Below are 19,595 nucleotides of genomic sequence, written 5' to 3'. Positions count from 1 at the left end.
GACCTCATACTCATTCGCCCTATTCAGACTCGCTTTCGCTGCGGCTCCGCCTTTTTGGCTTAACCTTGCATGAAATCGTAACTCGCCGGTTCATTCTACAAAAGGCACGCTATCACCCATTAACGGGCTCTAACTACTTGTAGGCACACGGTTTCAGGATCTTTTTCACTCCCCTTCCGGGGTGCTTTTCACCTTTCCCTCACGGTACTGGTTCACTATCGGTCACTAGGGAGTATTTAGCCTTGGGAGATGGTCCTCCCGGATTCCGACGGAATTTCACGTGTTCCGCCGTACTCAGGATCCACTCTGGAGAGAACGAAATTTCGGCTACAGGATTGTTACCTTCTCTGATGGGCCTTTCCAGACCTCTTCGCCTATCCCGTTCTTTTGTAACTCCGTGTAGAGTGTCCTACAACCCCAGAAGGCAAGCCTTCTGGTTTGGGCTGTTCCCGTTTCGCTCGCCGCTACTCAGGGAATCGCATTTGCTTTCTCTTCCTCCAGGTACTTAGATGTTTCAGTTCCCCGGGTGTGCCTTCAACTGTCCTATGTATTCAGACAGAGATACTGTTCCATTACGAACAGTGGGTTTCCCCATTCGGAAATCTCTGGATCAATGCTTACTTACAGCTCCCCAGAGCATATCGGAGTTAGTCCCGTCCTTCGTCGGCTCCTAGTGCCAAGGCATCCACCGTGCGCCCTTTCTAACTTAACCTAAAATGGCGATTACTCGGTTATTGCTTGGTTACTTTATACGATATTATCCAGTTTTCAAAGAACAAGTAAATAGAAGGAATTCATCCTTCAAAACTGAACAAAATAAAACGCGTCGTTAATTTGAGTAAGAACAGCGTTCTTACTTTCCGTTAATTTCCTTAGAAAGGAGGTGATCCAGCCGCACCTTCCGATACGGCTACCTTGTTACGACTTCACCCCAATCATCTGCCCCACCTTAGGCGGCTGGCTCCCGTAAGGGTTACCCCACCGACTTCGGGTGTTGCAAACTCTCGTGGTGTGACGGGCGGTGTGTACAAGGCCCGGGAACGTATTCACCGCGGCATGCTGATCCGCGATTACTAGCGATTCCGGCTTCATGTAGGCGAGTTGCAGCCTACAATCCGAACTGAGAATGGTTTTATGGGATTGGCTAAACCTCGCGGTCTTGCAGCCCTTTGTACCATCCATTGTAGCACGTGTGTAGCCCAGGTCATAAGGGGCATGATGATTTGACGTCATCCCCACCTTCCTCCGGTTTGTCACCGGCAGTCACCTTAGAGTGCCCAACTAAATGCTGGCAACTAAGATCAAGGGTTGCGCTCGTTGCGGGACTTAACCCAACATCTCACGACACGAGCTGACGACAACCATGCACCACCTGTCACTCTGTCCCCCGAAGGGGAACGCTCTGTCTCCAGAGTTGTCAGAGGATGTCAAGACCTGGTAAGGTTCTTCGCGTTGCTTCGAATTAAACCACATGCTCCACCGCTTGTGCGGGCCCCCGTCAATTCCTTTGAGTTTCAGCCTTGCGGCCGTACTCCCCAGGCGGAGTGCTTAATGCGTTAGCTGCAGCACTGAAGGGCGGAAACCCTCCAACACTTAGCACTCATCGTTTACGGCGTGGACTACCAGGGTATCTAATCCTGTTTGCTCCCCACGCTTTCGCGCCTCAGCGTCAGTTACAGACCAAAGAGCCGCCTTCGCCACTGGTGTTCCTCCACATCTCTACGCATTTCACCGCTACACGTGGAATTCCGCTCTTCTCTTCTGCACTCAAGTCTTCCAGTTTCCAATGACCCTCCACGGTTGAGCCGTGGGCTTTCACATCAGACTTAAAAGACCGCCTGCGCGCGCTTTACGCCCAATAATTCCGGACAACGCTTGCCACCTACGTATTACCGCGGCTGCTGGCACGTAGTTAGCCGTGGCTTTCTGGTTAGGTACCGTCAAGGTACCGGCAGTTACTCCGATACTTGTTCTTCCCTAACAACAGAGCTTTACGATCCGAAAACCTTCTTCACTCACGCGGCGTTGCTCCGTCAGACTTTCGTCCATTGCGGAAGATTCCCTACTGCTGCCTCCCGTAGGAGTCTGGGCCGTGTCTCAGTCCCAGTGTGGCCGATCACCCTCTCAGGTCGGCTACGCATCGTCGCCTTGGTGAGCCGTTACCTCACCAACTAGCTAATGCGCCGCGGGTCCATCTGTAAGTGACAGCCGAAACCGTCTTTCAATCTTTCTCCATGCGGAGAAAGAACTTATCCGGTATTAGCCCCGGTTTCCCGGAGTTATCCCAGTCTTACAGGCAGGTTACCCACGTGTTACTCACCCGTCCGCCGCTAACTTGAATGGAAGCAAGCTCCCATCAAGTCCGCTCGACTTGCATGTATTAGGCACGCCGCCAGCGTTCGTCCTGAGCCAGGATCAAACTCTCCAAAAAGATGTTTGACTTGCTCATGTTTTTTGTCCTGCTTAGGTCATCATTAAATGATGCCTTCGCTATTTGAATTAACGTTGACGTTTATTTTGTTCAGTTTTCAAAGATCAATTTCAACTTGTTGTCGTTTTCAGCGACTCTATTATCATAACAATTTATATTCTCGTTGTCAACAACTTTTTTTGAAGTTTTCCTTACAACTTCATCTCATCGTTAGCAACGAATATAAATATACCATCTCTCAATATATAAATGCAAGCTTTTTTTATAGAATTATATATTTCTATTTGATTTCATAAAAAAAGAAGCTATCTGACGTAGCTTCTTTTTTAATAAACAATCGTCACTATTTAATGAAAACAAAGTAGAGGATAAAGATTACAAACAAGAAATACATGGTTGGATGAATCTCTTTCGCTCTTCCTTTCACGATCATTGTAATTGGATAAAAGATAAAGCCCGTTGCAATTCCAGTAGCAATGCTGTACGTAAGTGGCATTGCAATAATTGTTAAGAAAGCAGGTACAGCAATTTCAAATTTCGTCCAATCGATTTGCCCTAGCGAAGAAACCATTAGGACTCCGACGATAATTAAAGCAGGAGCTGTTACTGGCGCTGTAATGACTTCTAGTAACGGGAAGAGAAACAGTGATAATAAGAAGAGTACAGCTGTTACGACAGAAGCAAAGCCTGTTCTTGCTCCGGCTGCTACCCCTGCTGTTGATTCAACATAAGAAGTAGTTGTGGACGTTCCGAGAATCGCTCCTACTACAGTGGCACAAGAATCAGCAAAAAGCGCTTTACCTGCACGAGGTAATTTATTTCCCTTCATTAATCCCGCTTGGTTCGCTACCGCTACAAGTGTACCTGCTGTATCAAAGAAATCAACGAACAAGAACGTCAATACAATAACCAGCATTTGAATTGTAAAAATTTCTGAAGGAGATTGAAAAATATTTTCAACCGCCACTCCAAATGTTGGCTCAATGCTTGGAATCGGACCAAATATGCTTTTCGGTGGCTCAATTAATCCCACGATCATTCCGACAATAGCCGTTATAACCATTCCGATAAAAATACCGCCGCTTACCCCTCTTGTCATTAAAATGACAGTAACAAAAATTCCAAAGATCGCTAGAAGTGTCGGCCCCGATGATAAATCACCAAGCCCAACAAGCACCGCATCATTTTTTACAATAATACCGGCATTTTGAAAACCAACAAAGGTAATAAACAAACCAATCCCCGCTCCAACAGCAAACTTTAACTCTGCTGGAATAGAGTTAATAATCTTTTCTCGGATACCTAATAACGTTAATAAAATAAAAATAATTCCTGAGAATAATACACCTGTTAACGCTGACTGCCATGAAACTCCGTAATTTAATACAACTGTGTAAGCAAAAAAGGCATTCAAACCCATTCCTGGCGCTAAAGCAATTGGATATTTTGCTAAAAGCCCCATTAATAATGAACCGATCGCTGCAGCAATTGCTGTTGCTACAAAGACCGCCCCATAATCCATTCTCATAGAGTCTGGAAGACCAGGCACTGTTTGCAAAGAAAGTGTGAGTGGATTCACAACTAAAATATAAGCCATAGATAAAAATGTTGTTAAGCCACCGATAATTTCCCGGCGATAGTTCGTACCCAACTCTTCAAATTGAAAATACTTCTTCATGTGTAAACTCCTCTCCATCTTTTTCATCCCAAACCAATAAAAAAACGCTCCGAACCAAAACGGTCGAAGCGTGACTATAGGTGACGGAAAGATAGAGAGAGACCTATCTATCCTGTTACCTCGTAGTCAAGCTATTTACGGCAGCTTGGTAGAAACTTTCGGGCCATATCCCCGACTTTATACGATGTAATGTATTAGATCGATTTAATTCTCTCTCATTTTAGCCGTGTTTCATTGATTCGTCAATATAAAACACGAACATTCCTCAAAAATAAAATATATTTATTCGGTTTTTATTCCCACTCAATCGTTGCAGGTGGCTTGCTTGTTACGTCATACACTACTCGGTTAATATGTGGAACTTCATTCACGATACGAGTAGAAATTTTCTCTAGGACATCCCACGGAATACGAGCCCAGTCAGATGTCATTCCATCAATCGAAGTAACCGCACGGATACCGATCGTGTAGTCATACGTACGTGCATCTCCCATTACTCCAACACTGCGGATATCCGGTAGCACAGTGAAGTATTGCCAAATTTCGCGTTCTAAACCATTTAAGCGAACTTCTTCACGTAAAATAGCATCAGATTCACGAACAATTTCTAGTTTTTCTTCACTAATTTCACCGAGAACACGAATACCAAGTCCTGGACCTGGGAATGGCTGACGCCAAACGATATGATCAGGAATACCTAGCTCTGTTCCTAAAGCACGAACTTCATCTTTAAATAATGTGTTTAACGGCTCAATCAGCTTGAACTGCATATCTTCAGGCAGACCGCCAACATTATGGTGAGACTTGATTGTTTGCGCTGTCGCTGTTCCACTTTCAATAATGTCCGTGTAAAGCGTACCTTGTGCTAAAAACTCAATTCCTTCAAGTTTTGTCGCCTCATCATCAAATACATAAATAAATTCGTTACCGATGATTTTCCGTTTTTTCTCTGGATCAGAAACGCCTTTTAATTTATCAAGGAAACGGTCTTTAGCATCCACTTTAATGACGTTCATATGGAAGCCTTCCGAAAATGTTTCCATTACGCTATCTGCTTCACCTTTACGAAGCAAACCGTGATCAACGAAAATACAAGTTAACTGATCGCCAATTGCTTTATGAATAAGCACTGCGACAACTGAAGAGTCCACACCGCCGCTTAATGCACAAAGAACTTTCTTGTCACCGACTGTTTGACGGATCTTTTCCATTTCTATTTCAATAAAGTTCTCCATCGACCAGTCGCCTTTACAGCCACAAGCTTCAAATACGAAGTTCTTCAGCAATTCATTTCCGTACACAGAGTGCTTAACTTCAGGGTGGAATTGTACTGCATACAGACCTTCTTTTTCATTGCTCATAGAAGCAATTGGGCAAGACGAGCTTACCGCATCAACAGAGAATCCTTCTGGTGCTTCTACAACTAAGTCTCCATGACTCATCCATACAACTTGCTCATTTGGCAGACCTTTAAATAGAGCTGTTTCATTCTTTATTTCAATAGAAGCTTTTCCATACTCACGATGAGAAGCAGCTTCTACTTTTCCACCGTAATGCTTTGTCATTAACTGCATGCCGTAGCAAATACCGAAAATAGGTACATCTAAATCGAAAATTCTTTCGTCGCAATGGAAAGCATCCTCTGAATATACGCTATTAGGTCCACCAGAAAAAATAATTCCTTTAGGGTTGATTTCTTTAATTTCCTCAACTGTGATCGTATGAGGATGAAGCTCACTATACACACCGAACTCACGAATTCGGCGAGTGATTAACTGATTGTACTGACTTCCAAAGTCTAAAACAAGAATCATTTCTTGATTTTTCAATTCTGATTTTCCTGCCACACTTTCCACTCCTTTGTTATGCACTGAACCGCTCGACATATAAATAAAATAAAAACTAGAACCCTTTCATTGCAGAAAGCAGAATTCTAGTTGTCTTCACAAAGAACCTGCCCTCATAGTCCAATCATTTACGGTGATTTGGTAGAAACTTTCGATCCATATTATCGAAAATATATGAAGGAACTAGTCATTTATTCGAGCTAATTTGACATCATTTTATCTCTATAACACCTGATGGTCAAGTTGTTCTATATTTAATTAAATTTTCTGAATAAATATAAACAATCGATTACTTTGCCGCTGATTTCATTGAAAAAGCTGCCGATAAATCAGCAGCTTTTCTTATTATCTCACTTTCACTGGTACATGGTTCAATAAACTAATCGTTGTATCTCTAATAAGCTTTGGTAAAACACCGAAGGAATACGGCTTATACACTCTTTCCGTCCATTTATGACCGTCTTTTCCGTATACTCCCATATTAATCGATGGAATATTCAATCGGCGAATTTCTTCTACTGGTAACGTATAAAGTCGACCGAGATTCGGTAAATTATTCAGTAAGCTTTGCAACTCTTCATTTGTTTCATGGATAGACAAATAGCTGCCATCTGCTAAGTAAGGGAAAAATTTCTTTACAGCAAACGTTTCGCCATTTTCTTTTTCAGCTTCTGCAAGCACATTTTGAATCGTCTTTAAAATCGTTTGCTCCGCTTGATCATCTTCTCTTAAGAAGTTATGCGGTAAATATGGAGGTGCAAAGAACATGATCACGCGCGGCTTCTTAATCGGATCGAGCTCATTTAACACTTCTACAATTTTAAAGGAAACCATTCGTAAATCGAGCATTTTATGTTCTTCTACTACCTCGGCACATACTTTCTCAACATCGATGCCTCTTTGCTTTAACTCGTTGCTATATTCCTCTAAAGAGACCACTTCAATATTCCAGTTTAAGTGTTTGCGAGGAAGACCTGTTCGATTGAGATATTCCTCATATTGATTAGATAAATACGTCGAAATTTCTTCACAAGCTTCTGTAGCGATGTTTTGCAGTTTTCTCATGACATCTGCAGCAGAGTCACGATATAAGAAATAGTTAAAGTATAAATAACTGCTAGTTGCCGTCTGGACATTGTACGTAAATTTATTATCTCGCTGGAACAAGCATGTTGGTGGCAATACCATCTCATCTTGAATATTTTCACATAGCTCCACGTTATTATGAATTCTTCTCGTTAATTCCGCAGCAACAAAATTAGGGTCCACTCCTTGAAGTGTGTCACCTACATGTGCTTCTCTACCATAAATATAAAAGCTAGGCAAAATCTTTCCTGCTGCACCTGTATAAATATATCTTGTATTGTCTCCATCATACTGCGGCGTAATAAAATCATTATTGATAGCAGCTACATATTCTAAATCCCATTCTTTCTTTAAACGCTCTAATTCAAATACGGCACTTTTGATGCCAGCATGCTGACTCTCTTCATCTGGATTAAACATTACAAGCAAGTTTCCAGGCAGCTCTTCTCGATGATCTGAGAAATAGAGAAGATTAGCTAAATGTACAGCTGCACCGCTTTGCATATCGACAGATCCGCGACCAAACATCCACTCTCCTGAACGAGCATCCGCTTGAACATCTTGATCTTGATCAAATTCACTGAAAAAGCTTTGTAACTCATCTGGATTAAATGCGTGTTGTCGAAGTGCCCCAAAATCTTCAATGCCCACCGTATCGATATGAGCGTGATAAATAATCGTTTGCTTCGTGTTAACTCCACCCTTTACAAAAGCAAAGACATTTTTTCGGTTTAATGCATCATCAATCGCTGTCTGTTCCCAAACGAGAGCTGGATTCTCTTGAAAATAAGGATACGAACGCAAAATATTTAAAATCTCATCCGCTACCGCCACTTCACCTTCTTCAGACCCATTGATACTTGGAATAGCCACTAATGTTCTTGTTAACTTTTCCACTTGTTCTTGTACATTTAAATTTTCTAACTCTCTATACATTCTTCTAACCCTCTCCGTTGTTTATTATCAATCATGCTGTATTTTGTTGCTTCTTGTTTCCTTTATCTTTTTTAATGTATTTGTTTATATAATCTTGAGTCAGCTCTTTCACTTCTCCACTTAAGAATAGAAGAGCTATAACGTTCGGTAAAATAATCATCGCTAGCATTAAATCAAGGAATTGCCAAATGAACTGTAAACCACCAATCGCCCCTACGATAATAGCAGCTAAATAGACAAATCTCATCACTTTTGCAAAGCGAAGACCAAAAAGATATTCCGCCTGTTTTTCTCCATAAAATACGATAACAACAACCGTTGATAGCACAAAAAAGAATAGACAAATAGAGATGATTGCTCCTCCAATACTATCCCCTACGACACTAGATAAAGCCTCAACTACCATTGTAGACGCTTTCTCTGTCGGTACATCTTGCCAAACTCCTGATGTTAACACCACTAAAGCCGTCATCGTACAAACTACCAATGTATCTATAACAACTTCAAATATCCCCCATAATCCTTGTTTAGCAGGGTGTTCCGTCATAGCAGCCGCATGGGCAATAGGAGCTGTTCCCATTCCCGCTTCATTTGAGTAAATACCACGAGCAAGCCCCCAGCGGATAGCCGCCGCAACTCCAGCCCCAGCAAAACCTCCAGCCGCAGATATAGGCGTAAAAGCATGTTGGAAAATCAAAGCAAAAGCTGCTGGAATTTCAGAAGCATTAGCAACTAAAACAATGATAGCGCTTACTAAATAAATACCTACCATTATTGGAATAAACTTCTCGGTGACTGATCCGATACGTTGAATACCGCCTAATGTAACGAGCGCTACCAACACTAAAACTGCTATCCCTGTTACAACCGGTGGAATATTAAAAGCAGATTCCACAGTTTGTGATAAAGAGTTTGATTGAACCATTGTACTTGCCAAAATTTCTAACATCAAAAAGAAGGCAAAAAAGCTAGCTACAGGCTTCCAACCAAGTCCTTTTTCAATATAGTGCATCGGGCCACCTGTCCATTCACCCGCTTCATTCTTCGTTCGATACTTAACCCCAAGAACCACTTCTGTGTATTTAGAAGCCATTCCTATCATCGCAACTAACCACATCCAAAAAATCGCACCCGGTCCCCCTAAAGCAATCGCCACCGGTACCCCAACAATGTTTGCTGCCCCTATTGTGGAAGCTAGCGCAGAAGTGGTCGCCTGAAATGGTGTCACTGACCCTGGTGCCTCATCCTTAGAAAAGATTTTGCCGAATGTTTCTTTTATAATATGCGGGAAATAACGAAATTGAAAGAAACCGATGCGGATACTTAAAAATATCCCTCCGCCCAGCAGCAATAAAATCATTGGCATTCCCCAAATCCACCCTGTGATCGAAGCAATCACTTGCTCAAATTTCTCCATATTGTGTCCCCCTAAGTTGTTTTATTCATCATTATGGTAAAAAAAGTCGTACCTCATTATAATGAGACCGCTTCCATTACCTCAAACGAATCGTACAAAAATATTCAGCTTGCCATCGATATAGTTAACCACTGTCTTAATATTAGAAAAACAAGCTAATTGCATAAAATTCTAACAAATTAATCAAAAATCGTCTATAACTTTTGCGAAAAATGTAAGCGCTTTAATTTTTGGCGCAAATAATCCTTGCAGAATATTTAGAATCCATTCACTTAAGTCAAAAATATAGGACAATGAAAAAACCAGCGTCTCTCCTGCGGAGGACGCTGGTTTTTTCACTTCCAAAAGTCATCAAAAATCGTAATAGGCATATGTCGTTTATGCTGAGAGTTCATATACAATTGTTCAATTCGCTCTCTAGCTGTGTCGGGCACAGATTTACCTTCTAAATAGTCATCAATCTCTTCATACGTCACACCAAGAGCCACTTCATCGGGCAGCTGTGGACGATCATCTTCTAAATCAGCAGTCGGTACTTTCAAGTATAGATGTTCTGGACAGTGAAGTTCTTTCAACATCAACCGCCCTTGACGTTTGTTCAGACGATATAGAGGGACGATATCTGCTCCGCCATCCCCATATTTCGTGTAAAATCCAGTAATCGCTTCAGCGGCGTGATCCGTACCAATAACCACACAGTTTTTCACGGCAGCAATGCTATATTGCACCTTCATCCGTTCCCGAGCTTTTTCATTGCCTTTAGCAAAATCGCTTAGTTCAATGCCTAATTTCTTCAATGTTTCTTCACTTGCATCAACAGCGGCTTTAATATTCACACCATAGACTTTATCAGGTTTAATAAACGCAAGCGCATCTTGACATTCATTTTCATCTCGTTGCACACCATATGGAAGTCGGACAGCGCAAAATGTATATTTATCTGAGCCGGTTTCCATTCTCAATTCTTTCACGGCCATTTGTGCAAGCTTACCAGCAAGCGTCGAATCCTGTCCGCCGGAAATGCCTAGAACAAACCCACTTAAAAAAGAATGTTTCCTTAAATAAGCTTTCATAAAATCCACACTTTTGCGAATTTCCTCTTGCGGATCAATCGTTGGTTGGACTTTCAGCTCTTCTATTATTTGCTTTTGCAAATCCGTCATAACATATCCTCCTCCATTTTTGGTTCTATTACAAATATAATACCATGTTTTTGGCAGTTTGAACCCTCTGCGAACGAAGAAGAGCCAGCATTTCATGGTTTCCTTCCGAATGAAATACTAACTCTTCTTATACATGAGTTATTTAGTTTTGAAATGCGAGTTATGCACACTGCCTATACAAATATCTTATCCTTTAAGATAAGCTTAACTTAAGAAAATACCACCAACTTAGGAGGCATTCATAATATGGCAGAGCTATTGCTTAAGAACATTTACAAAATGTATGATGACAAAATGACAGCGGTCAAAGATTTTAATTTACATATTCTCGACAAAGAATTCATCATCTTTGTTGGTCCATCAGGCTGTGGAAAGTCTACCACTTTACGAATGATCGCAGGCCTCGAGGAGATTTCTCAAGGAGACTTTTATATGGATGGCAAACATATGAACAATGTTCCTCCGAAGGACCGTGACATCGCCATGGTATTCCAAGACTACGCCCTTTACCCTCATATGACTGTTCATGAAAACATGGCATTCGGATTAAAGCTACGGAAATTCTCTAAATCAGAAATAGACCGCCGAATAAAAGAGGCAGTAGCCATTCTTGGATTGGAAGACTATTTAGATCGAAAGCCAAAAGCTTTATCCGGCGGTCAACGTCAGCGGGTCGCTTTAGGCCGGGCGATTGTTCGTGACGCCAAAGTATTCTTAATGGATGAGCCTTTGTCTAATCTTGATGCCAAGTTACGTGTACAAATGCGTGCAGAAATTTCCAAGCTCCATCAACGAATCCAGACAACAACGATTTATGTGACCCATGACCAAACAGAAGCAATGACGATGGCTACTCGTTTAGTCGTGATGAAAGATGGAATCATTCAACAAGTGGGGACGCCAAAAGAAGTATATGAAAAACCTGCGAATGTGTTTGTCGGTAGTTTTATCGGTTCCCCTGCAATGAACTTTTTTCGCGGCAAGCTAGAAAAAAGGCGAGTTATGATTGGGAATACATCTCTAGCCATCCCTCAAGAGAAGATGAACTTAGTACAAAAGCTTGGCTACATCGGAAAAGAAATCATTGTCGGCATTCGCCCCGAAGACATTCATTATGAATCGACCTTTATGGAAGCTTTTCCGAGGTCAACCATTGACGCAAAAATCACCGTTTCAGAATCAACAGGTGCAGAAACAATGATTTACTCTAGCATCCATGACACAGAGTTCGTTGCACGCTTACATTCTCGGTCCGAATTTACACCAGGTGAGACGATCAAACTAGCCTTTGATATGAACCAAGCCCACTTTTTCAATGCTGAAAGCGAGAAACGGATTCACAACGAGCAGGAGTAATTTAGATTTGGGGATTTACTAATAAAAAACAGCGTCCTTCCCTCTTAAGAAGGCGGACGCTGTTTTTTCAGATCGTATCTGTCTCAGAAATCACGCGAAATCCATGTTGTTTAAGCAAGGCGGCTGTTACGCCATTACCTGCTATCTTCTTTCCAGAAAACTCGCCATTGTAAATCATGCTACTTCCACATGAAGGACTATTTTCTTTTAAAATAACTACATTTGCCTGAACCTCTTTTGCTTTTTCTAACATACGATAAGCGCCTTTGATAAACATATCGGTTACGTCTTTTCCCGATTTAGTCACAACCTGAGCTTTGCCTTCAAGGACATCTTGGCCGTCTCCGCCAATGATTTCAGCCGGTTCTCTCGGAATCGGCAATCCCCCCATCACTTCAGGGCACGCCATTACCGCTTTGCCTTCTTCAATCAGCTTCTTTAACGGCTGGTCTAAACAGTGCGCCCCATCATATCTAACGGCTTCTCCAGCTAAACAGGAACTAATCAAAATCATGGACAATCCCCCTTTTACTGCTGCTTTGCACGAAGGTGATCCATAAAGTATTCGTAATCTTTCTCCACTTGGTTCGCATAAGAAAAGGCCCAGTGGGATAAATAATGGACAAATCCATCGACATCTTCACCAATGGCTTTTAAAATTTCCTTTTCACTATGATACGGAAGGATTCCTTCATTAATATCCGCATCTGCTCGAGCATGAACCTTTGCAGTAATGCCACCCATTTGTTCCACTGTCTCAATCATATCTTCTAAGTTTTTGATCGCTTCAAGCTTTAGCTTCTTTTTATATGGCGAACGTTCACGAACGTAGAAGTCACGGCCATCAATTGTCACATATCCTAAATGAGGATCGGCTTGATGGTGCATCGCTCGCTGTGTCATAATGACGCGTTTCCCTTGATGAGGGAATGCCTCCCAGAAGGTTTCATTATAAGGCATGAAATAGGCTGGAATTGGTAGACGAACCTCTTTCATTTCTAAAACTAAATCGTCTAAATCCTCTTCCTGTTGTCCGCCTTCTACCAAAATATAAAAGCGGTCTAACCCAATAGAAGCCGTTCCTGAGCCAAGTTTAATCGCAATATCTTTAATCCCATACTTCGTTTCATCTTCCATTTTGACAACCGTGTCTAAATAATGAGACCAGATTTGCTCAATCACTGCTTGTTCCTCATCGCTTAATGGTCGAATTTCATCCGACTCTGCAAACTGTCGCTCTGATTGAAAATGAGTCGTTACTTTACTTAATAAATGCGCTTCGCTTCTTTTTTCTAGCTTTTTCAATAGCTTTCGAATGGTGCCGTCCGCTTTCTTTTTCGTGATAAAAAAGGTTTCTGGTAAATCTTTGCGATCTCGGAAGCGAATCATTTGCTTATGATACGCCTGTAAGTAAGCCTCGATCACATCGATTTGCTCATCTACATCATAGCCTAACTCGCGACAAACGAGCGCGATACTGACTGACATACGCAATAGATCATATAAATAAGAACCTAAATAACCTTCATCAAAATCATTAATATCAAATACTAGCTTGCCTTTTTCATTATGAAAAGCACCGAAGTTTTCAAAATGCAAATCCCCTTGAATCCACGTCGGACGATCTTCCGGCGTATGGTATGGGAACCAATGACTCGCTACATCATAGTAAAATAAATAGGCACTACCACGGAAGAAAATAAACGGACTTTGCGACATTTTTTCATATTTCGCTTGTCGATTTTCCTCCGACAGCCCCATAATTTCTTGATCAAACTCTACTAAAATTTTTTTAAGCGTGCCCATTCGCAAAGTTCGCTTCGTTTGCTTGACACGTTCTCCTAAATTAACCATTGATTCCACCTCTGAATCTTCAGAATATACTTCTATCACTATTTTACTGTATTTGTCGATTAATGGCTATTATTCCATCCTCAAAGTCCTCGTTCAAATTTAGGATAAAGCGGTCAGAATCCTCCGCATTTCAATGGGGAGATGAATGACCACCTTCCTTATATTATCTATATACTAGTTGTCTTTATTGATAGTATACAATATTTATTCTATAATATATTTATGGAAAATAAATACAATATTAAACATACTAGATGTACTATGTTAACTATCCTATCGTTTGGTCAATCAAATACCGAAGAAAGGTAGGTGAGTCATGTGATTCGTGCATCTTATTTTATATATAAGCCGAATAAAGAAATAGATCGGATTTTGTTTCAGTTGGGCTATGCGGCAAGAAAGCTATGGAATGTCGCAAACTATGAAAAGAAAAACTGGAACAAGGAATCCAATACTCCATTTCCTAATAGGTATGATCAGAAAAAGCGACTAAAAAACCATTTTTGGTACAAAAACTTGCCCTCTCAATCAGCACAAGAAGTGTTAAAGGTTCTTCAAGAAGCATGGGAATCTTTTTTTGAATTAAAAAAATCAGGTGGAATTGAAAACCCAAAGCCTCCACGTTTTAAGCAAAGGAATTTTAATGTTAAGTTTTTGAATAATGGGTTTCGTCTAGAAGATAGAACCCTTCGACTGTCGATTCCAGCCCAACAAAAGGCTTATTTAAAAGAAAAGTATCACATTAAAAAGAAGTTCCTCTATATTCCGGTACCTGATCATATTGAATTAGGTGTGATTAAAACTGTAGAAGTGAAGCCAATATCTGATGGAGAGTACAAGGTCATACTAGCGCAAGAATATCAAGATCGTTCGGTCCACCAAAAAAGTGAGAAATTTATGGCGATAGATATAGGGGTTGCCAATGCTCTAACCTGTTATGATTATCGAGGTGGCTCACACATCATTTCTGGTCGTCAATGGTTGTCTGTTGAACGGTATTTTCATAAGAAAATAGCCCACTATCAAGCTATTTCCGACGCTCAACAGTCAGCAAAAGGAGTCAAATATCCGAAAAAGTCTAAGAGGGTCCTTCAGCTTTACCAAAAAAAGAAAGCTCAGACGTTTCATATCCTGCATTGCATGACAAAGAAAGTAATAGACATAGCTGTTCAACAAGGAATTGAAACCATCGTGATCGGCGATATTTCAGGGATTCGCCAACAAGCCAACTTAGGGAAGAAAAATAATCAAAAATTTCATGCCCTTCCTTTTCTGAAAATGGTTCAAATGCTCACATATAAAGCAGAGGAAAAAGGAATAGCTGTTCAAACAGTTACAGAGGAATATACTTCACAGACTTGCTCTATTTGTAAGCCCATTCCTTCAAAAGAACATGCTAAAAAAGGAAACCGCAAACATAGAGGTCTCTATGTTTGCGAAGAATGTCAAACCGTCATCAATGCAGATGTAAATGGAGCCATTAATATCAGTAAAAAGTATCTGAAAGAGCTAAATGCTCCATCAGTAGTGGTGTTGGACACGCCAAATGTGTATACGTTCAATGGACAACAGTTCGTTGCGTAGAACTTGAAGCTCGCTATTTTAATGGCGATGTAGTTCACTAAGCTTTAATTTTTGTAGGATCATCATTTTCGTTTCAGCATCTAAAGCATGTTTACCCTTCATGACTAACGAAGAATAGACAAGGATGCCAACAAACACACTAACAAGCACAATAATAAGCGAGTCTATATAATGATTTCCTTCTAAAATGAATGTTCCTACCCATTTTAATGAAAGAATGCTCATCATCATGATGAGGGAATATAGACACACAAAAAAGAGGCTCTTTAATAAACTCTTGATGTGAAGCTTCGTATATTTCACAATGATGACGAACATGATGAGATTAGAAACGACAAAACCGATCATCGTTCCCATAATAGCTCCATGTCCTTCAAAGAGATGTAAAAGGATCGGGTTTAATAGGAGCTTACATATAATTCCTGCCATCGTCGCGTAAATCGTGTTCTTCTGTAAATCCATTCCTTGTAGTATGGCTGCAGAAACCATAAACATGGCAGCCAATATCGCGATAGGAGCAGATGTTATTAAATAAGGGGACCCCTCTAAAGCCGTTTGAGGATCGACGTAAATCACTCGGAAAATATCATAAGAAAGGACAGCTAGTCCGATAGACGCTGGGATAGTAAAAAGCAATAATAGCTGATAGATTTTCAAAATTTGCTGTTTGAGATCTTCTGTTTTTTTATCAAAAAAAGCTTGCGTGATTGCCGGAATAATACTGAGTGAAAACCCTGTCGCCAGTGAAATCGGGATCATCATCAGCTTTTGAGCATAGGCGGTTATGTAGGCAAATACTCTGTTCGCTCCCTTCTCCGAATAGCCGCTTTTAGTCAAAATATCAACCACTGTATACTGATCAATTAAAGTGTATAAAGGAATCGCCACCCCTACCATAACGATAGGAATGGAATATTGGAATAGTTCAAGAAACATGTCTCTAGTCGTTAAAGAAGAGACTTTCTTCGCGCTAACTGCCTTCAATCCATTGTACTTTTTCCAGTAGTAGACTAAGACGAACACGCCAGCTAGTGCTCCAACAGCCGCTGCAAAAGTCGCCACCGCAACAGCCCATTTCGTGGACCCTTCAATGATACGAACAATAAAAAAACTACCTACTAATATAAAAATCACTCGAACTACTTGTTCCATTAACTGTGAATAGGCTGTCGGTTTCATCTTTTGAAATCCTTGAAAATAGCCTCGTGTAATGCTCATCGGAGGCACAATGAGTAAAGCAAAACTTAAAGCCCTCATTGTTAATGTCAGTGAATCAAGGAAGGATTGACTTGGCTCTTTTGACCGAATAATAAAACTTGAAATATAAGGAGCCAATCCGTACAGGACTAAAAAGCCGACTGCTCCCATAATAAGCATTAAAATCAAGCTGGCCCGATACATTTTTTGACTCGTTTCATAATCTCCCATTGCATTGTATTTCGCTACAAACTTTGATACAGCAGTAGGCATACCAGCCGTAGCAAAACTTAACAACACACCATACCAACCATACGCATATTGATATAAAGCGACCCCCTCTGTGCCAACTAACAGCTGGAAAGAAAAAAATAGATAAATCCTAATATTCTGCATATTAAAGTGGCACTACTTAATAACAAAGTCCCTTTGACGATATTGGAATACGACAAAACCCTTCATCCCTTCTGCGACCAACTTAATTTATATACATAATAAGTAAATAATATCATTATACAGGAAAGGTTTGATAAATTCTGTGAAATCACTTCCTAAATATGAAACGTCATATGCTTTTTCTCTTGCTTATAATAATCTAGCCGATCTTGATTCAAATTTATGACTATCTGGGAATGTTGACTTCAAAAATACTCCATACCTAAAGCAGGATAGACAGCAATAGACCATTTCCCCGATTGTACTCATCACCTTTTCAATCTAAAATATGTTAAAATCAAGTACAATCTAACAAAGGAGAAAGCGGATGACGAAATTTAAGACGGTCTATTTTATACTCATGTTCCTTCTGTTTAATGGTTTATTATTTTATATCGGCTGGAATGGATGGGTATGGCTAAAGGTGGCCTTTGATGTCCAAAATCCGTTGCCATATAGTGTTATTTTTATTTGTCTCTCTTATTCTTTTATTGTTAGTCGAATGTCGAAGTTTTTATCGGCTTTTCGAGTGATTGGTTATGTTTGGTTGGCCGTCATTCAATACAGCCTCTTTCTTTTACCGTTAGCGGACCTAGCTGTGTTCTTGTTAAAACTAGCGTCCATTCCACTATCCACAGCGATTTTTGCCGTTGGAAATGTGGTGCTTGGAATATTCATCATTCTTTTTGCTTACGGATTATTTAACGCCTACAGCCCTATTGTACGAACATATCAGATCAGTGTGCCAAAGAAACAAGGTACTAGGAATACTTTGCGCATTGCGATGGCCTCTGATATGCATTTTGGCAGACTATCAGGAATCGCTCATTTAAAAAGATTAGTCAGAAAAGTAAAAAAGATCGAACCCGATTTAATTCTTTTACCTGGAGATATTATTGATGATGATCCTGAACCATTTATCCGCAAAAATATGGGCGCAATCATGAGCGAATTGAAGGCTCCTTTAGGTGTGTATGGCGTGCTTGGAAATCATGAATATTATGGTGGACAAATTCCTGAATTTATTGAAGAGATGAGGAAAATCAATATCAAGATTATGATGGATGACAAGCTAACGATCGATAATAGCTTTCATCTCATCGGCCGAAAAGATAAAACGGATAAAAAAAGGCAATCCTTTGCCGACTTGCTGACTGATATCGATCCCGCTTATCCGATCATTGCCATGGATCATCAACCTTTTGAGCTAAAACAAGCACAAAAAAGTGGCGTTGATATTTTATTTTCTGGTCATACTCATCGCGGACAAATGGCTCCAAACCATTTGATTACTAAAAAAATGTACGAGCTTGATTGGGGCTATTTACAAAAAGAACAGCTGCACGCCTTCGTTTCATCCGGTTTCGGGTTTTGGGGACCCCCTATTCGAATCGGCAGCCGCTCGGAAATCTTGCAAGTCGATATACGATTTATATAAAGTGAACCTTCAATCAGTGGGGGTTTTCTTCATCCCCCACTGATGAAAAGAGGAACAAAGGCTAAAGTCGCAACGTCCTGTTGCAACGCCTTTGTAACCTGCATCGTACAGGCCCGAATGGATCGGGCGTTTACAGGCTGTTGATCCCCCACCTATACATCCCTGCGCTCCTTCTGCCATGTTGAGGTGGGGGTCTTACTGCCCGTTAATGCGGGATAAATAATTGGAGGGATGGAAATGAATCCATTTATGAAACGTGCCGTAGAGCTGGCTATTGATAATGTTCATGATGGCGGACAACCTTTTGGAGCCGTACTTGTTCACGATCAGCAAATTATTGCAGAGGGTGTAAATACACTCCACAAAACATATGATATTAGCGGTCATGCTGAATTATTAGCCATCCGAAAGGCTCAAGAAAAATTACAAACAAACGACCTATCGGGCTATACCATGTATGCTAGTGGAGAGCCATGTCCTATGTGTCTAACAGCTATGTACTTTGCAGGCATTGAAAACGTATACTACTGCTGCTCACTTGAAGACGCTGTTCAAGTAGGGTTGGGAAAATCGAAAGAGATCTATCAAAACTTACAAAAAAATAAAGAAGAACGCTCTCTAACAATGATCCAAATGCCATTAGAAAAAGGACAAGTAAACCCCATGAAGCTATGGAAAGAGCATAAATGACATTCATGCTCTACACTCCTTCATAACCAAAAAACAAATATACGACAAAATTCGAGGAGTGACAGGCCCCCCCTATACACAAAAAAGGCGCTATTCGTAGCGCCTTCCTTTTACTCTGCTTTATTTGATAAGTTCTGCATTCTGTCCTGTTCAGCCATCATTTCATTATCCTCTGCGTTATCTCTCGTCACTTTTTGTGTTAAAATCGCACCTACTGCTACGAGAATCATTACCGCAATATAGTATCCCTTCTCGTTAAGCTCCAAGCTATCTTCATTGTATAAGCCAATACTAAATAAAGCCACTCCAGCAAAAAATGTGAAGTAAGATAACCATGTGAAAGCAGGAGTATTTCTGCGTCTGTATCTTTGCATAATTCAACCTCCAACTACATTAGTTTTTGTCATCATTATGATTTTATGAAAACGACCCTGATAAATATTCCGATCATGTAAATTATGATCAATTATACTTTAACATAAA

12 protein-coding genes, 2 rRNA genes, 1 pseudogene and 2 riboswitches (1 of these 17 running past the window's edge) are annotated in these 19,595 nt (G+C 40.6%); of the genes and pseudogenes, 4 read left to right on the top strand and 11 right to left on the bottom strand.

All coding sequences use genetic code 11. The annotated features are described in order from the left end of the window. The 7 genes from WDJ61_RS02625 to nadE form a co-directional block, all read right to left on the bottom strand. Positions 1–712: ribosomal RNA gene (locus WDJ61_RS02625) — 23S ribosomal RNA — on the bottom strand; it reaches 2,221 nt to the left of the window's first position. A gap of 164 nt (positions 713–876) precedes the next feature. After that, positions 877–2,431 (bottom strand): 16S ribosomal RNA (locus WDJ61_RS02620). The 16S and 23S rRNA genes sit together here, the layout of an rRNA operon. Before the next feature lie 343 nt (positions 2,432–2,774). Continuing rightward, positions 2,775–4,109, bottom strand: coding sequence for an NCS2 family permease (locus WDJ61_RS02615; protein ID WP_338752941.1), 1,335 nt, complete (start codon positions 4,107–4,109; stop codon positions 2,775–2,777). A gap of 103 nt (positions 4,110–4,212) precedes the next feature. After that, a riboswitch (purine riboswitch) is annotated at positions 4,213–4,314 on the bottom strand. Positions 4,315–4,402: 88 nt separating this feature from the next. Next, positions 4,403–5,923 (bottom strand): glutamine-hydrolyzing GMP synthase, encoded by a 1,521-nt coding sequence (gene guaA, locus WDJ61_RS02610; RefSeq protein ID WP_413789079.1) that lies wholly within the window; start codon positions 5,921–5,923, stop codon positions 4,403–4,405. 129 nt (positions 5,924–6,052) lie between these two features. After that, a riboswitch (purine riboswitch) is annotated at positions 6,053–6,154 on the bottom strand. Between the two features lie 147 nt (positions 6,155–6,301). Next, positions 6,302–7,978, bottom strand: a complete 1,677-nt coding sequence (locus WDJ61_RS02605; protein ID WP_338752938.1) for a M20/M25/M40 family metallo-hydrolase — start codon at positions 7,976–7,978, stop codon at positions 6,302–6,304. 31 nt (positions 7,979–8,009) lie between these two features. Further along, positions 8,010–9,395 carry a sodium:alanine symporter family protein gene (locus WDJ61_RS02600; RefSeq protein ID WP_338752937.1) on the bottom strand — a complete coding sequence of 462 codons (1,386 nt, stop codon included), beginning with the start codon at positions 9,393–9,395 and terminating at the stop codon, positions 8,010–8,012. Between the two features lie 335 nt (positions 9,396–9,730). After that, positions 9,731–10,558: an ammonia-dependent NAD(+) synthetase gene (gene nadE, locus WDJ61_RS02595; RefSeq protein ID WP_338752936.1), complete on the bottom strand. Its 828-nt coding sequence runs from the start codon at positions 10,556–10,558 to the stop codon at positions 9,731–9,733. A 246-nt stretch (positions 10,559–10,804) separates the two neighbouring features. Here nadE and WDJ61_RS02590 point away from each other — a divergent pair, with 246 nt between their 5' ends. Continuing rightward, a complete protein-coding gene (locus WDJ61_RS02590) occupies positions 10,805–11,914 on the top strand; it encodes a sn-glycerol-3-phosphate ABC transporter ATP-binding protein UgpC (RefSeq protein ID WP_338752935.1) in 1,110 nt (369 codons plus the stop codon). A gap of 67 nt (positions 11,915–11,981) precedes the next feature. Here WDJ61_RS02590 and WDJ61_RS02585 read toward each other — a convergent pair whose 3' ends face one another. Both WDJ61_RS02585 and WDJ61_RS02580 read right to left on the bottom strand, forming a co-directional pair. Further along, positions 11,982–12,428 carry a DUF523 domain-containing protein gene (locus tag WDJ61_RS02585; RefSeq protein WP_338752933.1) on the bottom strand — a complete coding sequence of 149 codons (447 nt, stop codon included), beginning with the start codon at positions 12,426–12,428 and terminating at the stop codon, positions 11,982–11,984. A 14-nt stretch (positions 12,429–12,442) separates the two neighbouring features. Next, positions 12,443–13,768, bottom strand: coding sequence for a DUF2252 domain-containing protein (locus WDJ61_RS02580; protein ID WP_338752932.1), 1,326 nt, complete (start codon positions 13,766–13,768; stop codon positions 12,443–12,445). A 309-nt stretch (positions 13,769–14,077) separates the two neighbouring features. On the opposite strand from WDJ61_RS02580, the gene WDJ61_RS02575 reads away from it, so the two are divergent. Continuing rightward, positions 14,078–15,352: a transposase gene (locus WDJ61_RS02575; RefSeq protein WP_338752929.1), complete on the top strand. Its 1,275-nt coding sequence runs from the start codon at positions 14,078–14,080 to the stop codon at positions 15,350–15,352. An 18-nt stretch (positions 15,353–15,370) separates the two neighbouring features. Here the strand turns inward: WDJ61_RS02575 and WDJ61_RS02570 are convergent. Beyond that, a pseudogene (locus tag WDJ61_RS02570) lies at positions 15,371–17,001 on the bottom strand (putative polysaccharide biosynthesis protein). A 311-nt stretch (positions 17,002–17,312) separates the two neighbouring features. Between WDJ61_RS02570 and WDJ61_RS02565 the strand changes: the two are divergent. Together WDJ61_RS02565 and WDJ61_RS02560 are read left to right on the top strand one after the other, a co-directional pair. Beyond that, positions 17,313–18,422 (top strand): metallophosphoesterase, encoded by a 1,110-nt coding sequence (locus tag WDJ61_RS02565; RefSeq protein ID WP_338752927.1) that lies wholly within the window; start codon positions 17,313–17,315, stop codon positions 18,420–18,422. A gap of 237 nt (positions 18,423–18,659) precedes the next feature. Further along, positions 18,660–19,112, top strand: coding sequence for a nucleoside deaminase (locus tag WDJ61_RS02560; protein ID WP_338752926.1), 453 nt, complete (start codon positions 18,660–18,662; stop codon positions 19,110–19,112). A 110-nt stretch (positions 19,113–19,222) separates the two neighbouring features. On the opposite strand, the gene WDJ61_RS02555 is transcribed toward WDJ61_RS02560, so the two are convergent. Continuing rightward, entirely contained in the window at positions 19,223–19,486 is a 264-nt protein-coding gene (locus WDJ61_RS02555) for a YiaA/YiaB family inner membrane protein (RefSeq protein WP_338752925.1), read from the bottom strand. Positions 19,487–19,595 lie beyond the last annotated feature (109 nt).

This window comes from Bacillus sp. FJAT-52991 (assembly GCF_037201805.1).
Taxonomy (GTDB): Bacteria; Bacillota; Bacilli; order Bacillales; family Domibacillaceae; genus Bacillus_CE; species Bacillus_CE kandeliae.
Note: the sequence above shows the minus strand (reverse complement) of the source record. Positions and strands in the feature narration are given on the sequence as shown.